General features: G+C 70.2%; 12 protein-coding genes, 3 tRNA genes and 1 pseudogene. 5 read left to right on the top strand and 11 right to left on the bottom strand.

Translation table 11 applies throughout. The features are described from left to right. Window positions 1–43: 43 nt before the first annotated feature. On the top strand, window positions 44–766 hold the full coding sequence (locus tag Msi02_RS05170; protein ID WP_373308247.1) for an MgtC/SapB family protein: 723 nt from the start codon (window positions 44–46) through the stop codon (window positions 764–766). On the opposite strand, the pseudogene Msi02_RS05165 reads toward Msi02_RS05170, so the two are convergent. From Msi02_RS05165 to Msi02_RS05150, 4 genes and pseudogenes are all read right to left on the bottom strand, one after another. Further along, window positions 763–1,029 (bottom strand): annotated as a pseudogene (locus tag Msi02_RS05165) (ester cyclase); the annotation flags it as partial. The gene Msi02_RS05170 and the pseudogene Msi02_RS05165 sit on opposite strands and share 4 nt — an antisense overlap. 220 nt (window positions 1,030–1,249) lie before the next feature. Further along, window positions 1,250–1,322: transfer RNA gene (locus Msi02_RS05160), tRNA-Glu, on the bottom strand. Between the two features lie 13 nt (window positions 1,323–1,335). Continuing rightward, window positions 1,336–1,408, bottom strand: a tRNA-Glu gene (locus tag Msi02_RS05155). A 44-nt stretch (window positions 1,409–1,452) separates the two neighbouring features. Further along, window positions 1,453–1,524: transfer RNA gene (locus Msi02_RS05150), tRNA-Gln, on the bottom strand. Between the two features lie 228 nt (window positions 1,525–1,752). Between Msi02_RS05150 and Msi02_RS05145 the strand changes: the two genes are divergently transcribed. After that, window positions 1,753–3,735 carry a M3 family metallopeptidase gene (locus Msi02_RS05145; protein ID WP_204047297.1) on the top strand — a complete coding sequence of 661 codons (1,983 nt, stop codon included), beginning with the start codon at window positions 1,753–1,755 and terminating at the stop codon, window positions 3,733–3,735. A gap of 3 nt (window positions 3,736–3,738) precedes the next feature. On the opposite strand, the gene Msi02_RS05140 is transcribed toward Msi02_RS05145, so the two are convergent. Further along, window positions 3,739–4,278, bottom strand: coding sequence for a PadR family transcriptional regulator (locus Msi02_RS05140; RefSeq protein ID WP_079312759.1), 540 nt, complete (start codon window positions 4,276–4,278; stop codon window positions 3,739–3,741). 55 nt (window positions 4,279–4,333) lie between these two features. Between Msi02_RS05140 and Msi02_RS05135 the strand changes: the two genes are divergently transcribed. Beyond that, a complete protein-coding gene (locus Msi02_RS05135; RefSeq protein ID WP_204047296.1) occupies window positions 4,334–5,671 on the top strand; it encodes an MATE family efflux transporter in 1,338 nt (445 codons plus the stop codon). Here Msi02_RS05135 and gltX read toward each other — a convergent pair. Both gltX and Msi02_RS05125 read right to left on the bottom strand, forming a co-directional pair. Beyond that, entirely contained in the window at window positions 5,568–6,896 is a 1,329-nt protein-coding gene (gltX, locus tag Msi02_RS05130) for a glutamate--tRNA ligase (protein ID WP_239108175.1), read from the bottom strand. The genes Msi02_RS05135 and gltX overlap by 104 nt on opposite strands. Before the next feature lie 28 nt (window positions 6,897–6,924). Continuing rightward, complete coding sequence (locus Msi02_RS05125; RefSeq protein WP_204047295.1) at window positions 6,925–7,695, bottom strand: fumarylacetoacetate hydrolase family protein; 771 nt, start codon at window positions 7,693–7,695, stop codon at window positions 6,925–6,927. 83 nt (window positions 7,696–7,778) lie between these two features. On the opposite strand from Msi02_RS05125, the gene Msi02_RS05120 reads away from it, so the two are divergent. After that, the gene (locus Msi02_RS05120; RefSeq protein ID WP_204047294.1) at window positions 7,779–8,159 is read left to right on the top strand and encodes an antibiotic biosynthesis monooxygenase family protein; all 381 of its coding nucleotides are present in this window, start codon (window positions 7,779–7,781) and stop codon (window positions 8,157–8,159) included. 53 nt (window positions 8,160–8,212) lie between these two features. Here the strand turns inward: Msi02_RS05120 and Msi02_RS05115 are convergent, their stop codons facing one another. Continuing rightward, window positions 8,213–8,812: an HD domain-containing protein gene (locus Msi02_RS05115; protein WP_204047293.1), complete on the bottom strand. Its 600-nt coding sequence runs from the start codon at window positions 8,810–8,812 to the stop codon at window positions 8,213–8,215. Between the two features lie 168 nt (window positions 8,813–8,980). On the opposite strand from Msi02_RS05115, the gene Msi02_RS05110 reads away from it, so the two are divergent. After that, the gene (locus Msi02_RS05110; RefSeq protein WP_239108137.1) at window positions 8,981–10,651 is read left to right on the top strand and encodes a heparinase II/III family protein; all 1,671 of its coding nucleotides are present in this window, start codon (window positions 8,981–8,983) and stop codon (window positions 10,649–10,651) included. A 31-nt stretch (window positions 10,652–10,682) separates the two neighbouring features. Here the strand turns inward: Msi02_RS05110 and Msi02_RS05105 are convergent, their stop codons facing one another. The 3 genes from Msi02_RS05105 to Msi02_RS05095 are packed head-to-tail and all read right to left on the bottom strand — an operon-like array spanning window position 10,683 to window position 12,919. After that, window positions 10,683–11,330 carry a DivIVA domain-containing protein gene (locus Msi02_RS05105; RefSeq protein ID WP_204047291.1) on the bottom strand — a complete coding sequence of 216 codons (648 nt, stop codon included), beginning with the start codon at window positions 11,328–11,330 and terminating at the stop codon, window positions 10,683–10,685. Next, window positions 11,327–12,448, bottom strand: a complete 1,122-nt coding sequence (locus Msi02_RS05100) for a globin domain-containing protein (protein ID WP_204047290.1) — start codon at window positions 12,446–12,448, stop codon at window positions 11,327–11,329. The genes Msi02_RS05105 and Msi02_RS05100 overlap by 4 nt, the downstream gene beginning before the upstream one ends. Next, the gene (locus tag Msi02_RS05095; RefSeq protein ID WP_143736833.1) at window positions 12,449–12,919 is read right to left on the bottom strand and encodes a group I truncated hemoglobin; all 471 of its coding nucleotides are present in this window, start codon (window positions 12,917–12,919) and stop codon (window positions 12,449–12,451) included. It abuts the gene before it with no gap. Between the last annotated feature and the right edge of the window lie 80 nt (window positions 12,920–12,999).

Genomic DNA, 12,999 nt, shown 5'->3' with positions numbered 1-12,999 from the left:
GTCGCCGTGACCGATTCGGGGCGGACGGACTTAGTCTGGTCGCGTGACGCCGATCTCACTCATGGTGAGCCCCGTGGCGTGGTGGCAGCCGGCCGTGGACCTCGCCATCGCGCTCGTGCTGTCGGCGGCCATCGGACTGGAGCGGGAGATCCGGCAGAAGAGCGCCGGACTGCGCACCCACACGCTCGTGGGATTCGGCGCCGCGCTGTTCATGCTCGTGTCCAAGTACGGCTTCTCCGACATCCTCGGCGACTCCGTGGTGCTCGATCCGTCGCGGGTGGCGGCCCAGATCGTCTCCGGCATCGGCTTCATCGGCGGCGGGCTGATCTTCGTACGCCGCGACGCGGTCAAGGGGCTGACCACCGCCGCCGCCGTGTGGCTCACCGCCGGAGTCGGCATGGCCGCGGGGGCCGGCCTGTGGCTGCTGGCCGTCCTGGCCACGGTCGGGAACTTCGTCGTGATGCTGGGGCTCACCCCGCTGGCCGCCCGGCTCCCCCGCTCCAAGCACGCGCAGTCGCGGCTGCGTCTGTCGTACCTGGACGGCCGGGGCGTGCTGCGGCAGGCGCTGGCCGAGTGCACGGGCCGCCGTTTCGTGGTCGACGAACTGTCGCTGGAGCAGCCCGGCCGGGGCCAGGACACCGGCGCGGTCACGGTCACCCTGCTGATCCACGGCCCGGGCTCGATCGGGGACCTCACGAGCAGGCTGGCCGAGATAGAGGGCGTGCTCACCGTCTCCTGCGACGACGCCAACGCCCAGCACTTCTAGCCGGCACGTGGCGGGTAGAGCCCGAGCTGCGCGAGCAGCTCCAACTGGTCGAAGTAGACCTGGTAGCCGACCACGAGCCCGTCCTGGACGGTGATGATCTCGCAGGAGCGAAGGAAGACGCGCCGCCCGGTCGCCTGGGCCTCCTCGCCGTCCGGCAGCAGCAGCGGGCCCTTGTGCGTGCCGGTGAGTGTGACCTCGTCCACCGCGCAGTCGCCGACGTCGATCGCGCGCCAGGTCGACCGACGGTAGTCCGGGAAGGTGGCGAAGAACCCGCGTCAGGTTTCGCGCCCGCGCAGCGGGCCATGAGCAGGGCGCGGCGTCCCCGTAACGGCGAAAACCCCCGGCACGGGGAAGTGCCGAGGGTTCCCGATGATGTAGCCCCGACCGGATTCGCGCCCGCGCAACGGGCCATGAGCAGGGCGCGGCGTCCCCGTAACGGCGAAAACCCCCGGCACGGGGAAGTGCCGAGGGTTCCCGATGATGTAGCCCCGACCGGATTCGAACCGGCGCTACCGCCTTGAGAGGGCGGCGTCCTAGGCCACTAGACGACGGAGCCGAGTGCAGTGAAGTAGTCCCGAGCGGATTCGAACCGCCGTTACCGCCTTGAGAGGGCGGCGTCCTAGGCCACTAGACGACGGGACCTTGCACTGCGCTGTTTTCCAGCAGAATCCCTTGGGGGGATCCAGCTGGGGTACCAGGACTCGAACCTAGACTAACGGAGCCAGAATCCGTCGGGCTGCCAATTACCCCATACCCCATCTGCTTGCGGGGGCCTCGCGGCTCCCGCTTGCGACTCCGAAAGGATAGCCCAGCTTGCGACCCACTACCAAAACGATTGCGGCGCGCCTCGCGATCTCGTGATCCGATCCCCCGTACGGAGGGTCCGATCCTCCTGCGTGCAGGGCCCGATCCTCCTGCCGCGCAGGGCCCGGTCCTCCTGTGCGAGGCTGGGACAAACGCCAGCACGACGTGAGGAGCCGCCAGCCATGACCTCGGCCGCGAACCCCTTCCTCAGCCCGAGCACCCTGCCCTACGGGCTGCCTCCCTTCCAGGAGATCAGGGAGGAGCACTACGCGCCGGCGTTCGAGCAGGGCATGGCCGAGCACCTCGCGGAGGTCGAGGCGATCGCCGAGAACCCGGAGCCTCCGACCTTCGAGAACACGATCGAGGCGCTGGAGAGGTCCGGCGCCCTGCTCGAACGTGTCTCCGCGGTGTTCTTCAACCAGACGTCCTCCGACACGACACCCGGTGTCCAGGAGATCCAGAAGGACGTCACGCCGAAGCTCGCCAAGCACGCCGACGCGATCCACCTCAACGCCAAGCTCTTCGCGCGCATCCAGGCGGTCGAGGCGGCCGACGAGGAGCAGCGGTGGCTGCTGAAGCGCTACCTCACCGACTTCACCCGTGCGGGCGCCACGCTCGGCCCCCAGGACCAGGCCCGGCTCAGGGAGATCAACGAGCGGCTGTCGGCCCTGGGGACGGCGTTCCAGCAGAACCTGCTCGCCGACACCAACGAGCGGGCGGTGGTGGTCGAGGACGTGGCCGAACTCGACGGGCTGTCGCAGGACGCGATCCAGGGACTCGCCGACCAGGCCAGGGAGCGCGGGCTGGAGGGCAAGTATCTGATCACGCTGGTCCTGCCCACCGGTCAGCCCACCCTGGCCGAGCTGACCAACCGGTCCCTGCGCGAGCGGATCCACCGGGCCTCGGTCGGGCGGGGCGCGGCGAACGCCGGACTGATCAAGGAGATCGCGATCCTGCGCCGGGAGCGCGCGCGACTGCTGGGCTACGAGAACCACGCGGAGTACGTCCTGGCCGACCAGACGGCGGGCACGACCCGGGCGGTCACCGAGATGCTCGACCGGCTCGTGCCGCCCGCCGTGGCCAACGCGCGCAAGGAGCAGGCCGACCTGGAGGAGATCGCCGGGCACCCGATCCAGCCGTGGGACTGGGCGTTCTACTCCGAGAAGGTGCGCAAGGCCCGCTACGACATCGACAGCCGGCGCATGCGGCCGTACTTCGAGTTGAACACCGTGCTGGAGAAGGGCGTCTTCAACGCGGCGTCGCGCCTGTACGGCGTCACCTTCCACGAGCGGTCCGACCTGTACGGCTACCACCCGGAGGCGCGGGTCTTCGAGGTGCGCGACGAGGACGGCTCCCCGCTGGGCCTGTTCCTCGGCGACTTCCACGCCAGGGCCTCCAAGCGGGGCGGGGCGTGGATGAACAGCCTGGTGAAGCAGTCGGGCCTGGAGGGCACCAGGCCGGTGGTGGTCAACAACCTCAACATCGTCAAGGGCGAGCCGACCCTGATGACGTTCGACGAGGTCAACACCATGTTCCACGAGTTCGGGCACGCGTTGCACGGATTGTTCTCCGACGTGCGCTACCCCCGGTTCTCCGGCACGGCCGTGCCGCGCGACTTCGTCGAGTACCCCTCCCAGGTGAACGAGATGTGGGCGACCCATCCGGAGATCCTGGCCGAGTACGCCAGGCACCACGAGACGGGCGAGCCGATGCCGCAGGACCTCGTCGACCGGATGCTGGAGACGCAGAAGTTCAACCAGGGCTTCGCCACACTGGAGTACCTGGCCGCCACCCTGCTCGACTGGGCGTGGCACACGGCGTACGACGGCGAGGAGGACGTGGAGGAGTTCGAGAGGCGGGCGCTGCGGGAGGCCGGGGTGGACCTGCCGGCCGTCCCGCCGCGATACCGCAGCACGTACTTCGCCCACATCTGGGCGAGCGGCTACAGCGCCGGCTACTACTCCTACATCTGGAGCGAGGTCCTCGACGCCGACACCGTCGAGTGGTTCAACGAGAACGGCGGGCTGCGCCGGGAGAACGGCGACGCCTTCCGCCGGGCCCTGCTGTCGCGGGGCGGCAGCGTGGACTCGATGGCGGCGTTCCGCGACTTCCGCGGCCGCGACCCGGAGATCACTCCCCTGCTGGACCGCCGCGGGCTGCTGTGACGGTCATGACCCGGTGAGCGCGGAGATGGCCTGCCTGAGCCAGTCCTTCTCCGCGGCGCTCACGGCCCGCGCGACGAGCACCATGCCGCGGCGGAAGGGATCGGGCATCTCCTCGGCCCTGAGGGGCCTTCCGCCGCGGTAGAAGAAGCTCGCCGGCGTCTCCAGAAAGGCCAGGCGACGGCGCAGCACCCGCACCTGGTCCTCGGCGTCGGGGAGCCGGGACAGGAACGCCAGCAGCGTGAAGAACCTCGCCTGGTCGCTGATCTCGACGTCCGACGGCTCACGCAGCCGCCTGAACAGTTCCTCCCGGCCCCGCTCGGTGATCGAGAGCACCTGGCGCCGGGCGGCGCCCGAGCCCTCCTCCTCGTGCCGCTCCAGGAGGCCGGCCGCCTCCATCCGGGCGATGGCCGGGTAGAGCGCACCGTCGCTGACCGGCCGGACGTGCCCGCTCAGCCCGGCGATCCGCTGCTTGAGCTCGTATCCGTGCATCGGCTCCTCGTCCAGGAACCCGAGGATCGTCAACGCCAGGTCACCGCTTGCCACGGCGGCATCGTATCGTTATACCTCTAATCGATATAGCTCGATTCGAGGTAAGCGCATGAGACTGATCAGGCTCGCCCTGCCCGTCTACGTCGAACTCCTGACGGCCGTCGTGGCCGTCGGCCTGATCGACACGCTGTGGGTGTCCGGACTCGGCAGCGAGGCCGTCGCGGCGGTCACGGTCGCCACAACGACCGAGAACCTGGCCCTCGGCGTGATCCTCTGTGTCGGAACGGGCACGACGGTCCTGATCGGACGGCGGGACGGCCACGCCCCGCTGGCCCCGGTCGTCCGTACGGCCTGGCTGCTACTGGGCGTCTTCGCCCTGGCCGTGGCGGTGCCCGGCGTGCTGCTGCGCGAGCCGGTCGCCCGCCTGTTCACCGACGATCCCGTCACGGTGGGGCTGGCCGCGGGCTACTACGCGGTGGCGTTCGCCGGGATCCCCGTCTTCTTCGCCCAGAACCTCGTCGACGGGATCTTCAAGGGCCTCGGCGACACCCGGACGCCGATGCGGGCCGCCCTGCTCTGCAACGCCCTGGTGATCGGCCTGGACCCGCTGCTGATCTACGGGCTCGGCCTGGGCGTCCGGGGAGCCGCGCTGGCCACCGTGGCGGCCCGCCTGGCCACGCTGGCCGTGTCCGTCCTCCTGCTGGCCCGGCGGCTGCCCGCGGAGAAGGGGACGGCGAAGGTCTCGGCGAACCGGGCGGACGCGGCGGCGATCCTGCGCACCGGGCTGCCCATGTCCGGCGACTTCCTCGCCCGCGCCCTGGTGGGCATGGCGCTGGCCGGCATCGTCGGCCGGCACGGCGTGGCCGCGCTCGCCGGGTACGGCATCGGCCTGAAGATCATGATGGCCGGGGTGATGTCCTTCTACGCCCTCCGCCAGGCGGCGATGATCCGCACCTCGCGCGCGGGCGAGGCGGACGGCCCGTCTTCAGGGCGTGATGACGCCCTCGCCGCGCTGCGGTACGGCCTGGCCGCGGGACTGGCCGCCTCGCTTGTGCTGAACGCGCTCGCCCCTGCGGCCGTGGGCCCGTTCACCGCCGACCCGGCGGTGGCCGCGCAGGCCGTGTGGTTCCTGCGCTGCATGCCGCTCTATCTCGTGCCCTTCGGCGGCCTGATCGCCGTCGGCGGCGTCCTGCAGGCCGGCGGGCGGGGCGCCGGCCTGCTCGCGGCCACACTGGCGGGCTTCGCCGTCCAGTTGCCCCTGGCCTTCCTGCTCGGCTCCCGGATGGGAACCACCGGGGTCTGGCTGGCCATGGCCGCCGGCGCCGCGCTCTCGCTCGTTCTGCTCAGGCCAGCCTGGCGAGGGCCGCGCGCACCCGGCCGAGCGAGCGCTCGCGGCCGAGCACCTCGATCGACTCGAACAGCGGCAGGCCCACGGTCCTGCCGGTGATCGCCACCCGGACGGGGGCCTGCGCCTTACCGAGCTTGAGCCCGTGGGCGAGGCCGACCTCCTCCAGGGCGGTCTTGAGCGAGTCGGGGTCCCAGCTGACCGTCTCCAGCCGCTCGGCGTACCCGGCCAGGATCTCGGCCGCCCCCGCCTTCATCGCCTTGTCCCACGACGCCTGGTCGAAGACGGGCTCGTCGAGGAACAGGAAGTCGACGTTGGCGGTGACCTCGGACAGCACGGCGACCCGGGTCTGCACCAGGTCGGCCACGCGGTCGAACACCGAGCGGTCCCAGGACGGGTCGAGCCACGGCTCGCAGCGGGCGACGAACACCTCGCGGGGCAGCGCCCGGATGTACTCGCCGTTGAAGGCCCGCAGCTTCTTCTCGTCGAAGAACGCCGGCGCCTGGTTCACGCCCTCCAGCCGGAACAGCGGCATCATCTCCGACCACGGCATGATCTCGCGGTCGTCGCCGGGCCCCCAGCCGAGCAGCATGAGGTAGTTGACCATCGCCTCGGCGAGGTAGCCCTCGTCGCGGTAGGACTCCAGGGCCACCTTGTCCCGGCGCTTGGACAGCTTCTGCCGCTTCTCGTTGACGATCACCGGCACGTGCGCCCAGACCGGCGGCTCCGCGCCGAGCGCCTTCCACAGAAGCTGCTGCTTGGGCGTGTTCGACAGGTGCTCCTCGGCCCGTACGACATGGCTGATCCGCATCTCCATGTCGTCCACGACGTTGGCGAGGATGAACAGCGGCGAGCCGTCCCCCCGGACGATGACGAAGTCCTCCATCGCCGAGTTGGGGAACTCCACCCGCCCGCGGACCTTGTCGTCCACGACCGTCACGCCCTCGTCGGGCGTACGGAACCGCACGGCGCCCTCGGTCAGGCCGCGGTCGCGGCAGTGGCCGTCGTAGCCCTGGTGCTCCGAGCCGGTCCTGGCCTTCACGTCGTCGCGCGTGCAGGTGCAGTGGTAGGCCTTGCCGTCCTTGAGCAGCTTCGCCGCGGCCTCGCGGTGCTGCTGCTCGTAGGCGGACTGGAAGTAGGGCCCCTCGAAGTGCGGCGAGTCGCCGTTGATGCCGATCCAGGCGAGGGCCGAGATGATGCCCTCGGTCCATTCTGGCCGGTTGCGTGCCGCGTCCGTGTCCTCGATGCGCAGCACGAACGTGCCGCCGGACTGCTCGGCGATCGCCCAGTTGAACAGCGCCGAGCGGGCGCCGCCGACGTGGAACATGCCGGTGGGCGAAGGGGCGAAGCGCACCCTAGTCACGTGAGATCACCCGGTTAGTGAGAGTTCCGATTCCTTCGATGGAGACGCCGACCTCGTCGCCCACGGACATCGGGCCCACCCCGGCGGGCGTGCCGGTCAGGATGACGTCGCCGGGCAGCAGGGTCATGACCGCGCTCACGTACGCGATGAGCGCGGGGATGTCGTGCAGTAGCAGGGAGGTGCGGGCGCTCTGCCTGACCTCGCCGTTGAGCGTGGTGGTGATCGCCAGGTCGGCCGGATCGAGTTCGGTCTCGATCCAGGGACCGAGCGGGCAGAACGTGTCGAAGCCCTTGGCCCGGGTCCACTGGCCGTCCTTGGCCTGCAGGTCGCGTGCGGTCACGTCGTTGGCGCAGGTGTATCCGAAGACGACCTCGCCCGCCCGCTCGGCCGGGACATCACGGCACAGCCGGCCGATCACCACGGCCAGTTCGCCCTCGTAGTCGACCCGCTCCGACAGCTTCCCCGGGTACGCGATCGCCTCCGACGGCCCGATCACGGTCGTGTTGGGCTTGAGGAACACGACCGGCTCCGCCGGGGGCTCGCCGCCCATCTCCCTGGCGTGGTCGGCGTAGTTCTTGCCGATAGCGATGATCTTGCTGGGCAGCATGGGGGCGACCAGGCGGACCTCGGCCACCGGGAACCGCTCGCCGGTGAACTCCACCCCGTGGAAGGGGTGGCCGCCGACGCGGGCGATGACCTGCCCGCCCTCTTCCACCACGCCGAAGGCGACCTGGTCGCCCATCGAGAACCTCGCGATACGCACGTCACGAGCCTAGTGGGGGGACGCCGGGTGGGCGTACGTAAGGTGGTCTGGTATCAGCTGGAGTCAAGCGTACGGGAGTCGATGTGCCTTCGGTCGTGAAGATCAACGTGCTGACGGTGCCCGAGGAGATGCGGCGCGAACTGGAGAAGCGGTTCGCCGGCCGGGCCGGGATGGTGGAGTCGGCCGACGGGTTCGAGTGGTTCGAGCTGCTGCGGCCGGTGGAGGGCAGCGACCGTTACCTCGTCTACACCCGCTGGCGCAGCGAGGAGGACTTCCGGCGCTGGCAGGAGAGCCGGGCGTTCCAGGCGGGACACGCGCAGGCCGCCGCCGAGGCCGCCGCGCAGGGCCACGGACACGGCCAGGGCCACGGACATGGGCACGGGCAGGGCGGCCCGGCCGCGACCGACTCCGAGCTGTGGACGTTCGAGGTCGTGGAGAGCACCGGCCCCAAGCAGGAGGGCTGAGCCGGGGCCCGTGACGCCTGGACGCCCCGGCGGCGACGCGCGGACGAGGGCGTTCAGGCGTCGAGCGGGTTGGCGGCGATCCGGGCTCCGACACCGCCCGTGACCGAGGAGGCCGCCGCGCAGCCCGGCTTGCGCCGCGCCTGCTCCTCGAAGGCGGCGAGGAACTCCGCGCCGAACCCGAGCCGGGGATGCCGCGCGAGCACGGCGGCCCGGACCTCCGCCGGGAACTCCTCGGGCCGCTGTCCCGACACGTCCCACGACGTGGCCACCTGCAGCAGGTGCGACTCCGGGTCCTCCGACGCGGCGACCGGATCACGCATGTGGACGACGACGATCTCCTCGGCCCGCGCGGATCTCTCCGGCGACCAGCCGGCGGACATGCCGAAGACCCAGGCGAGACGTCCCCCCGCCTCCTCGAACGGCACCGTGTGACTGTCGAAGGTCTCGGTCAGCCCGATGTCGTGGAGCAGGGAGGACACGTAGTACAGCTCGTCGTCGAAGCCGATCCCGTGCGCCCGGGCGTACCCGGCGCCCCACAGGTAGGACCTGATCGAGTGGTTGAGCAGCGCGGGCGAGCAGAAGCGAGTCGCGACGGCGAGCGCGGCCGACGCGGCGGGCGTCTCGGGGAACGTCTCTGAGAACGAAGCCGGCATGGCCCCAGGCTGGCAGAGCGGGCCGGCCGGGCGCGAGCCGCCATGCGGCCACTTCCCGCACGATTCGGGCCAGCGCAGTTGTGCAGTTGTAACCGGAGTGACTTGACCAGATCATCAGAATTCGGACAGCATGAGCGGCTCCCATTTCGATCTCGGAAGGAATCCGGCGTGTTCCGCCGCCTCTCAGCCCTCTCCCTGGTGGCCGCTCTCCCGCTGACCGCGCTCACCGTGGCCGCGCCCGCCCAGGCACGAGCCCCGCACCGCACTCCGGAGTGCCAGGGCGACTGGCTGCCCGCCACCCCCACCTCCGGTGACGTCATGAGCGGCAAGCTGTCCTTCCTGGGCCTGCCCGCGGTCACGGTCGGCAAGGACGTCGACTGGCGCATGGACCCGTACAGGAACAGGTCCTGGCAGATGGTGTTCCAGTCGCTCCGGTGGATGGGCAGGCTCGTGGCCGACTACGAGTCGACCGGCGAGGAGGACTATCTCAGCCGGGCCGTGGAGATCGCGAAGGACTGGGTCACGGACAACCCGTACGGCGGGCGCACGACCAGCCCGTACGCCTGGGCCGAGCATCCGGTCGCGCTGCGCGCCCCTGCCCTGGTGTGCCTGAGCAGGTACGTGAAGGCCGACTGGCTGAAGAACAGCCTGGCCCTGCACGCGAAGCTGCTGTCGAACCCCAAGAACTACGAGCTCGGCCACAACCACGGGCTCGACCAGGACATCGGCCTGCTGCGCATCGGCTGCCGCTACGGGAACCCGAAGTGGAAGAACCTCGCGGTCAGCCGCATGGTGAAGTCGATGAAGCTCGACATCGACGGGCAGGGCGCGCTGCGCGAGCAGGCGCCGCGTTACGCCATCTACGTGCACGACCGGCTCAGGGTGGCGGTCGACACGATCAAGGACTGCACGATGAAGGTCCCCGCGGCGCTGGCCACGCGCTGGGAGAGCCTGCCGCGGCACATCAGCGCCGCCACCCAGCCCAACGGCTACATGGTGCCGATCGGCGACGGGCCCGCCGACGTCCAGCCGGCCGCCTTCGACCACGCCGACTCGACCGTGCAGGTGTTCAACGCCGGGTACGTCTTCGGCCGCACCGCCTGGGGCGACCCCAAGTCGGCCTACTACTCGATCCGCTTCGGGCCGGCGCTGAAGTTCCACGGCCACGAGGACCACATGGGCGTGACCTACTACGCCCAGGGCCGCTCGATCCTCACCGAGGCGGGCTTCATCTCGTACGAGAACACGCCGTACCGGCGGTGGACGCTCAGTCCTGAGGCCCACAACGTGCCGATCCTCGTGGGCAGGAAGTTCCGCGGGCACACCCCCACGGCGCTGGTGGCCAAGTCCGTGCGCAAGGACCGGCAGACGTTCACGTTCACCGACAGGGCGTACGGCGTGCCGCGCAAGCGGTCGGTGCTGGTGAACCACCGCGAGGACGTGATGGCGGTGCTCGACAGCGGCGGCGGGAAGCTGCGGAACCTGTGGCACCTCGATCCCGGGCTGAAGGTCGTGTCCAACTCGGGCGGGCAGGTCGTGGTGGGCGACGGCGGGTGGAAGGCGTCGATCGTCCAGCTCGCGATGCCGTCGTGCAAGCCGGTGGGCGGCCAGCGGGTGGTGCGCGGGCAGACCTCGCCCTACCAGGGCTGGATCTCGCCGGGCTACATGCGCAAGGAGCCGGCGCCGGTGATCGTCTCGCCCGTGGCGGAGTCGTTGCTGACCGTCGTGGTGCCCGGGACCGACCGGCCGGAGGTCAGCTGCTCGGGACGCACTCTGACCGTTCACACCCCGGCCGGTTCGGTCACGCTGCGCGCGAGTTCTTCCGGCACCCTGTCGTAACCTCCTCCCCCGGCAGGAGGGCGGCGGGCGGTTATCCGTACACCGACGGAGAGCCGCCCGCCAGTTGCTTGGCCTGGTCGGGCACGTGGCCGAGCTTGTCGACCTCGTGGGCCAGCCCCTCCAGGACCGCCCGCAACTGCACCTGCGTGACGTCCGCGAACGTACGCAGGTAGGCGATCCTGCGCTCCAGTTCCTCGGCCTCGGCGCTCTGCAGCCCGTTGCCGGAGGCACGGTAGGCGCCGACCGCCTGGTTGGCGGCCTCCTCGGCCTGCCGCTGCGCCTCCATCAGGAGTTCCTCGTACTGCTGGCGGGCCTGGCTTACGATGCGCCGCGCGTAGTCCTCCGCCTCCGCGATCTGCGCGTCGGCGGTCTGCTGGGCGCGGGACAGGATGTTGATGGCGTCGACGTTCAGGGTCTGGGGAGCGGCGGCCTGTTCCGGGTTCATGCCGTGTTCCTTGTACCACTGCTTCATGCGGTCGATGTACGCCCGCAGGTCCGCCTTCTCCTTGTCGCTGGCCGCCATGTCCTCCGCGACGCGGTAGAGGAACGAGCGCACCTCGTCCTCGCTGTAGCCGCGGCGCCCGAGCGATGTGCGCGTGAACTCCTGCTTGCGTACCCGATCCGGGGTGAGGGGCTGGCGCTCGCCCGCCGGGCTTCCCCAAGGCATGTCCGCCGTCATGACTCCCGACCTTTGTCGCTCGTGAACTCGTCGAAGTGGATCTGCTCGGTTGGCACACCGGCGTCAAGCAGCCGTCCGACGGTCGCCTGCGCCATCTCCTCCGAGCCGCAGACGTAGACGTGCTGGCCACGCCATCCCTGCAGCGCGACGTCCACGGCATAGCCGCGGGTGCCCCGGTAGAAGGGGTCGTGGGAGACGACCGGCACGACGTTGAGCCAGGGGTGCTCTGCGGCCATCTTGGCCAGCGCCTCGTAGTCGTACAGTTCCCTGGAGTTCCGGGCGCCGACGACGAGGTCCACCCTGCGCGTCGGGCCCTCGTAGGCGATCTGCTCCACGAGCGCCTTGAGCGGCGCGAGGCCGGTGCCGCCCGCGATCATGAGCAGGTCGCCCTGGACGTCCGGGGGGAGCGTCAGCCGTTCCCCCACCGCCGCACCCACGCGCAGCATGTCGCCCCGCCGCGCGCCCATGACGAGCGCGGAGCTGAGCACGCCGCCGTCGACCATGCGTACGTGCAGGTCGATGGTGTTGTCCTGGCGGGGCGCGTTGGCGAACGAGTAGAACCGCCAGATGCGCGGGCGCATGGCGTAGGAGATCGACGCCGACTGACCCGGCCGGAAGGGGTACTGGTAGTTCAGCCGGGCGCGGATGACGGCGATGCCGAGGGTGCGCATGTCGTGGCTGACGATCTCGGCCTCCCACCAGGGCGGGGAGGTCTTCGACGCGTCGTTCGCGGCCTCGACCATCACCTGGGCGACCAGGTTGTACGCCTGCGTCCAGTCGTGCGCGAGCTGAGGAGTCCACCGATCGCCCAGGAAGTGCTCGAGCGTGGCGAGCAGCGCCTGGCCGACGGCGGGGTAGTGCGTCGCGGTCACCGCGAACTTGCGGTGGTCGCGGCCGAGCTGCTGCAGGACCGGGACGACCTCTTCGATCCGGTCGACGTTGCTGATGACCTTCCCCAGCGCGGCCACGAGCTTGTCGCGCTGGCGTGCCATCGACACGGGGAACATGTCCCGCACGTCCGGGTTCATCAGGAAAAGAACCGAATAGAAGTACAGCGGCACCTGGTCGCCCGACCGGGAGACAAGGTGCCAGCTGTCCTTGAGAGCCTGCGTATCCACTCAGCCAGCCGTTTCCGTTGGCTCGGCGACGATGGACGACTTCACCTTGCCGAGGACGAGACCGACGTCGCGCAGGATGTCCTCGCCGACGCCGCCGGCCTGCAGGACCGCGAAGAGGTGCTCGCCCACCTTGTCGTAGTGCTCCGACGTGATGCCCATGCCGGCGTGGGCCTCGCCCAGGTCGCGGCCCTCGTACGGCTCGGGGCCGCCGAGGACCGAGCACAGCAGCATGACCATGTGCCGCTTCAGCCTGGGCATGTCGATACCGGTGAAGTACGGCTTCAGATCGTCGTCGCCGAGAACGCGCTCGTAGAACTGCTCGACGACGTCGCGCACCACTGGTGCGCCGCCGATCTGGTCATAGTAAGACGGCGAGGTGATCACAAGACCCTCCCATTCCGGGTGCACCAGCGGGGGGAATGACTGCGGGCCGAAAGTTTTCGAACTCCGCGCAGTCACGCGGCTGGTCATGGTGACAGTCGGTCGCTCGGCTCCCACGGCGCCGGCCGCCTCCGACAGAAAGATCAGAAGCCGACGGCAGGCGCCGCGAC

Source organism: Microbispora siamensis, assembly GCF_016863095.1.
Taxonomy (GTDB): domain Bacteria; phylum Actinomycetota; class Actinomycetes; order Streptosporangiales; family Streptosporangiaceae; genus Microbispora; species Microbispora siamensis.
Note: the sequence above shows the minus strand (reverse complement) of the source record. Positions and strands in the feature narration are given on the sequence as shown.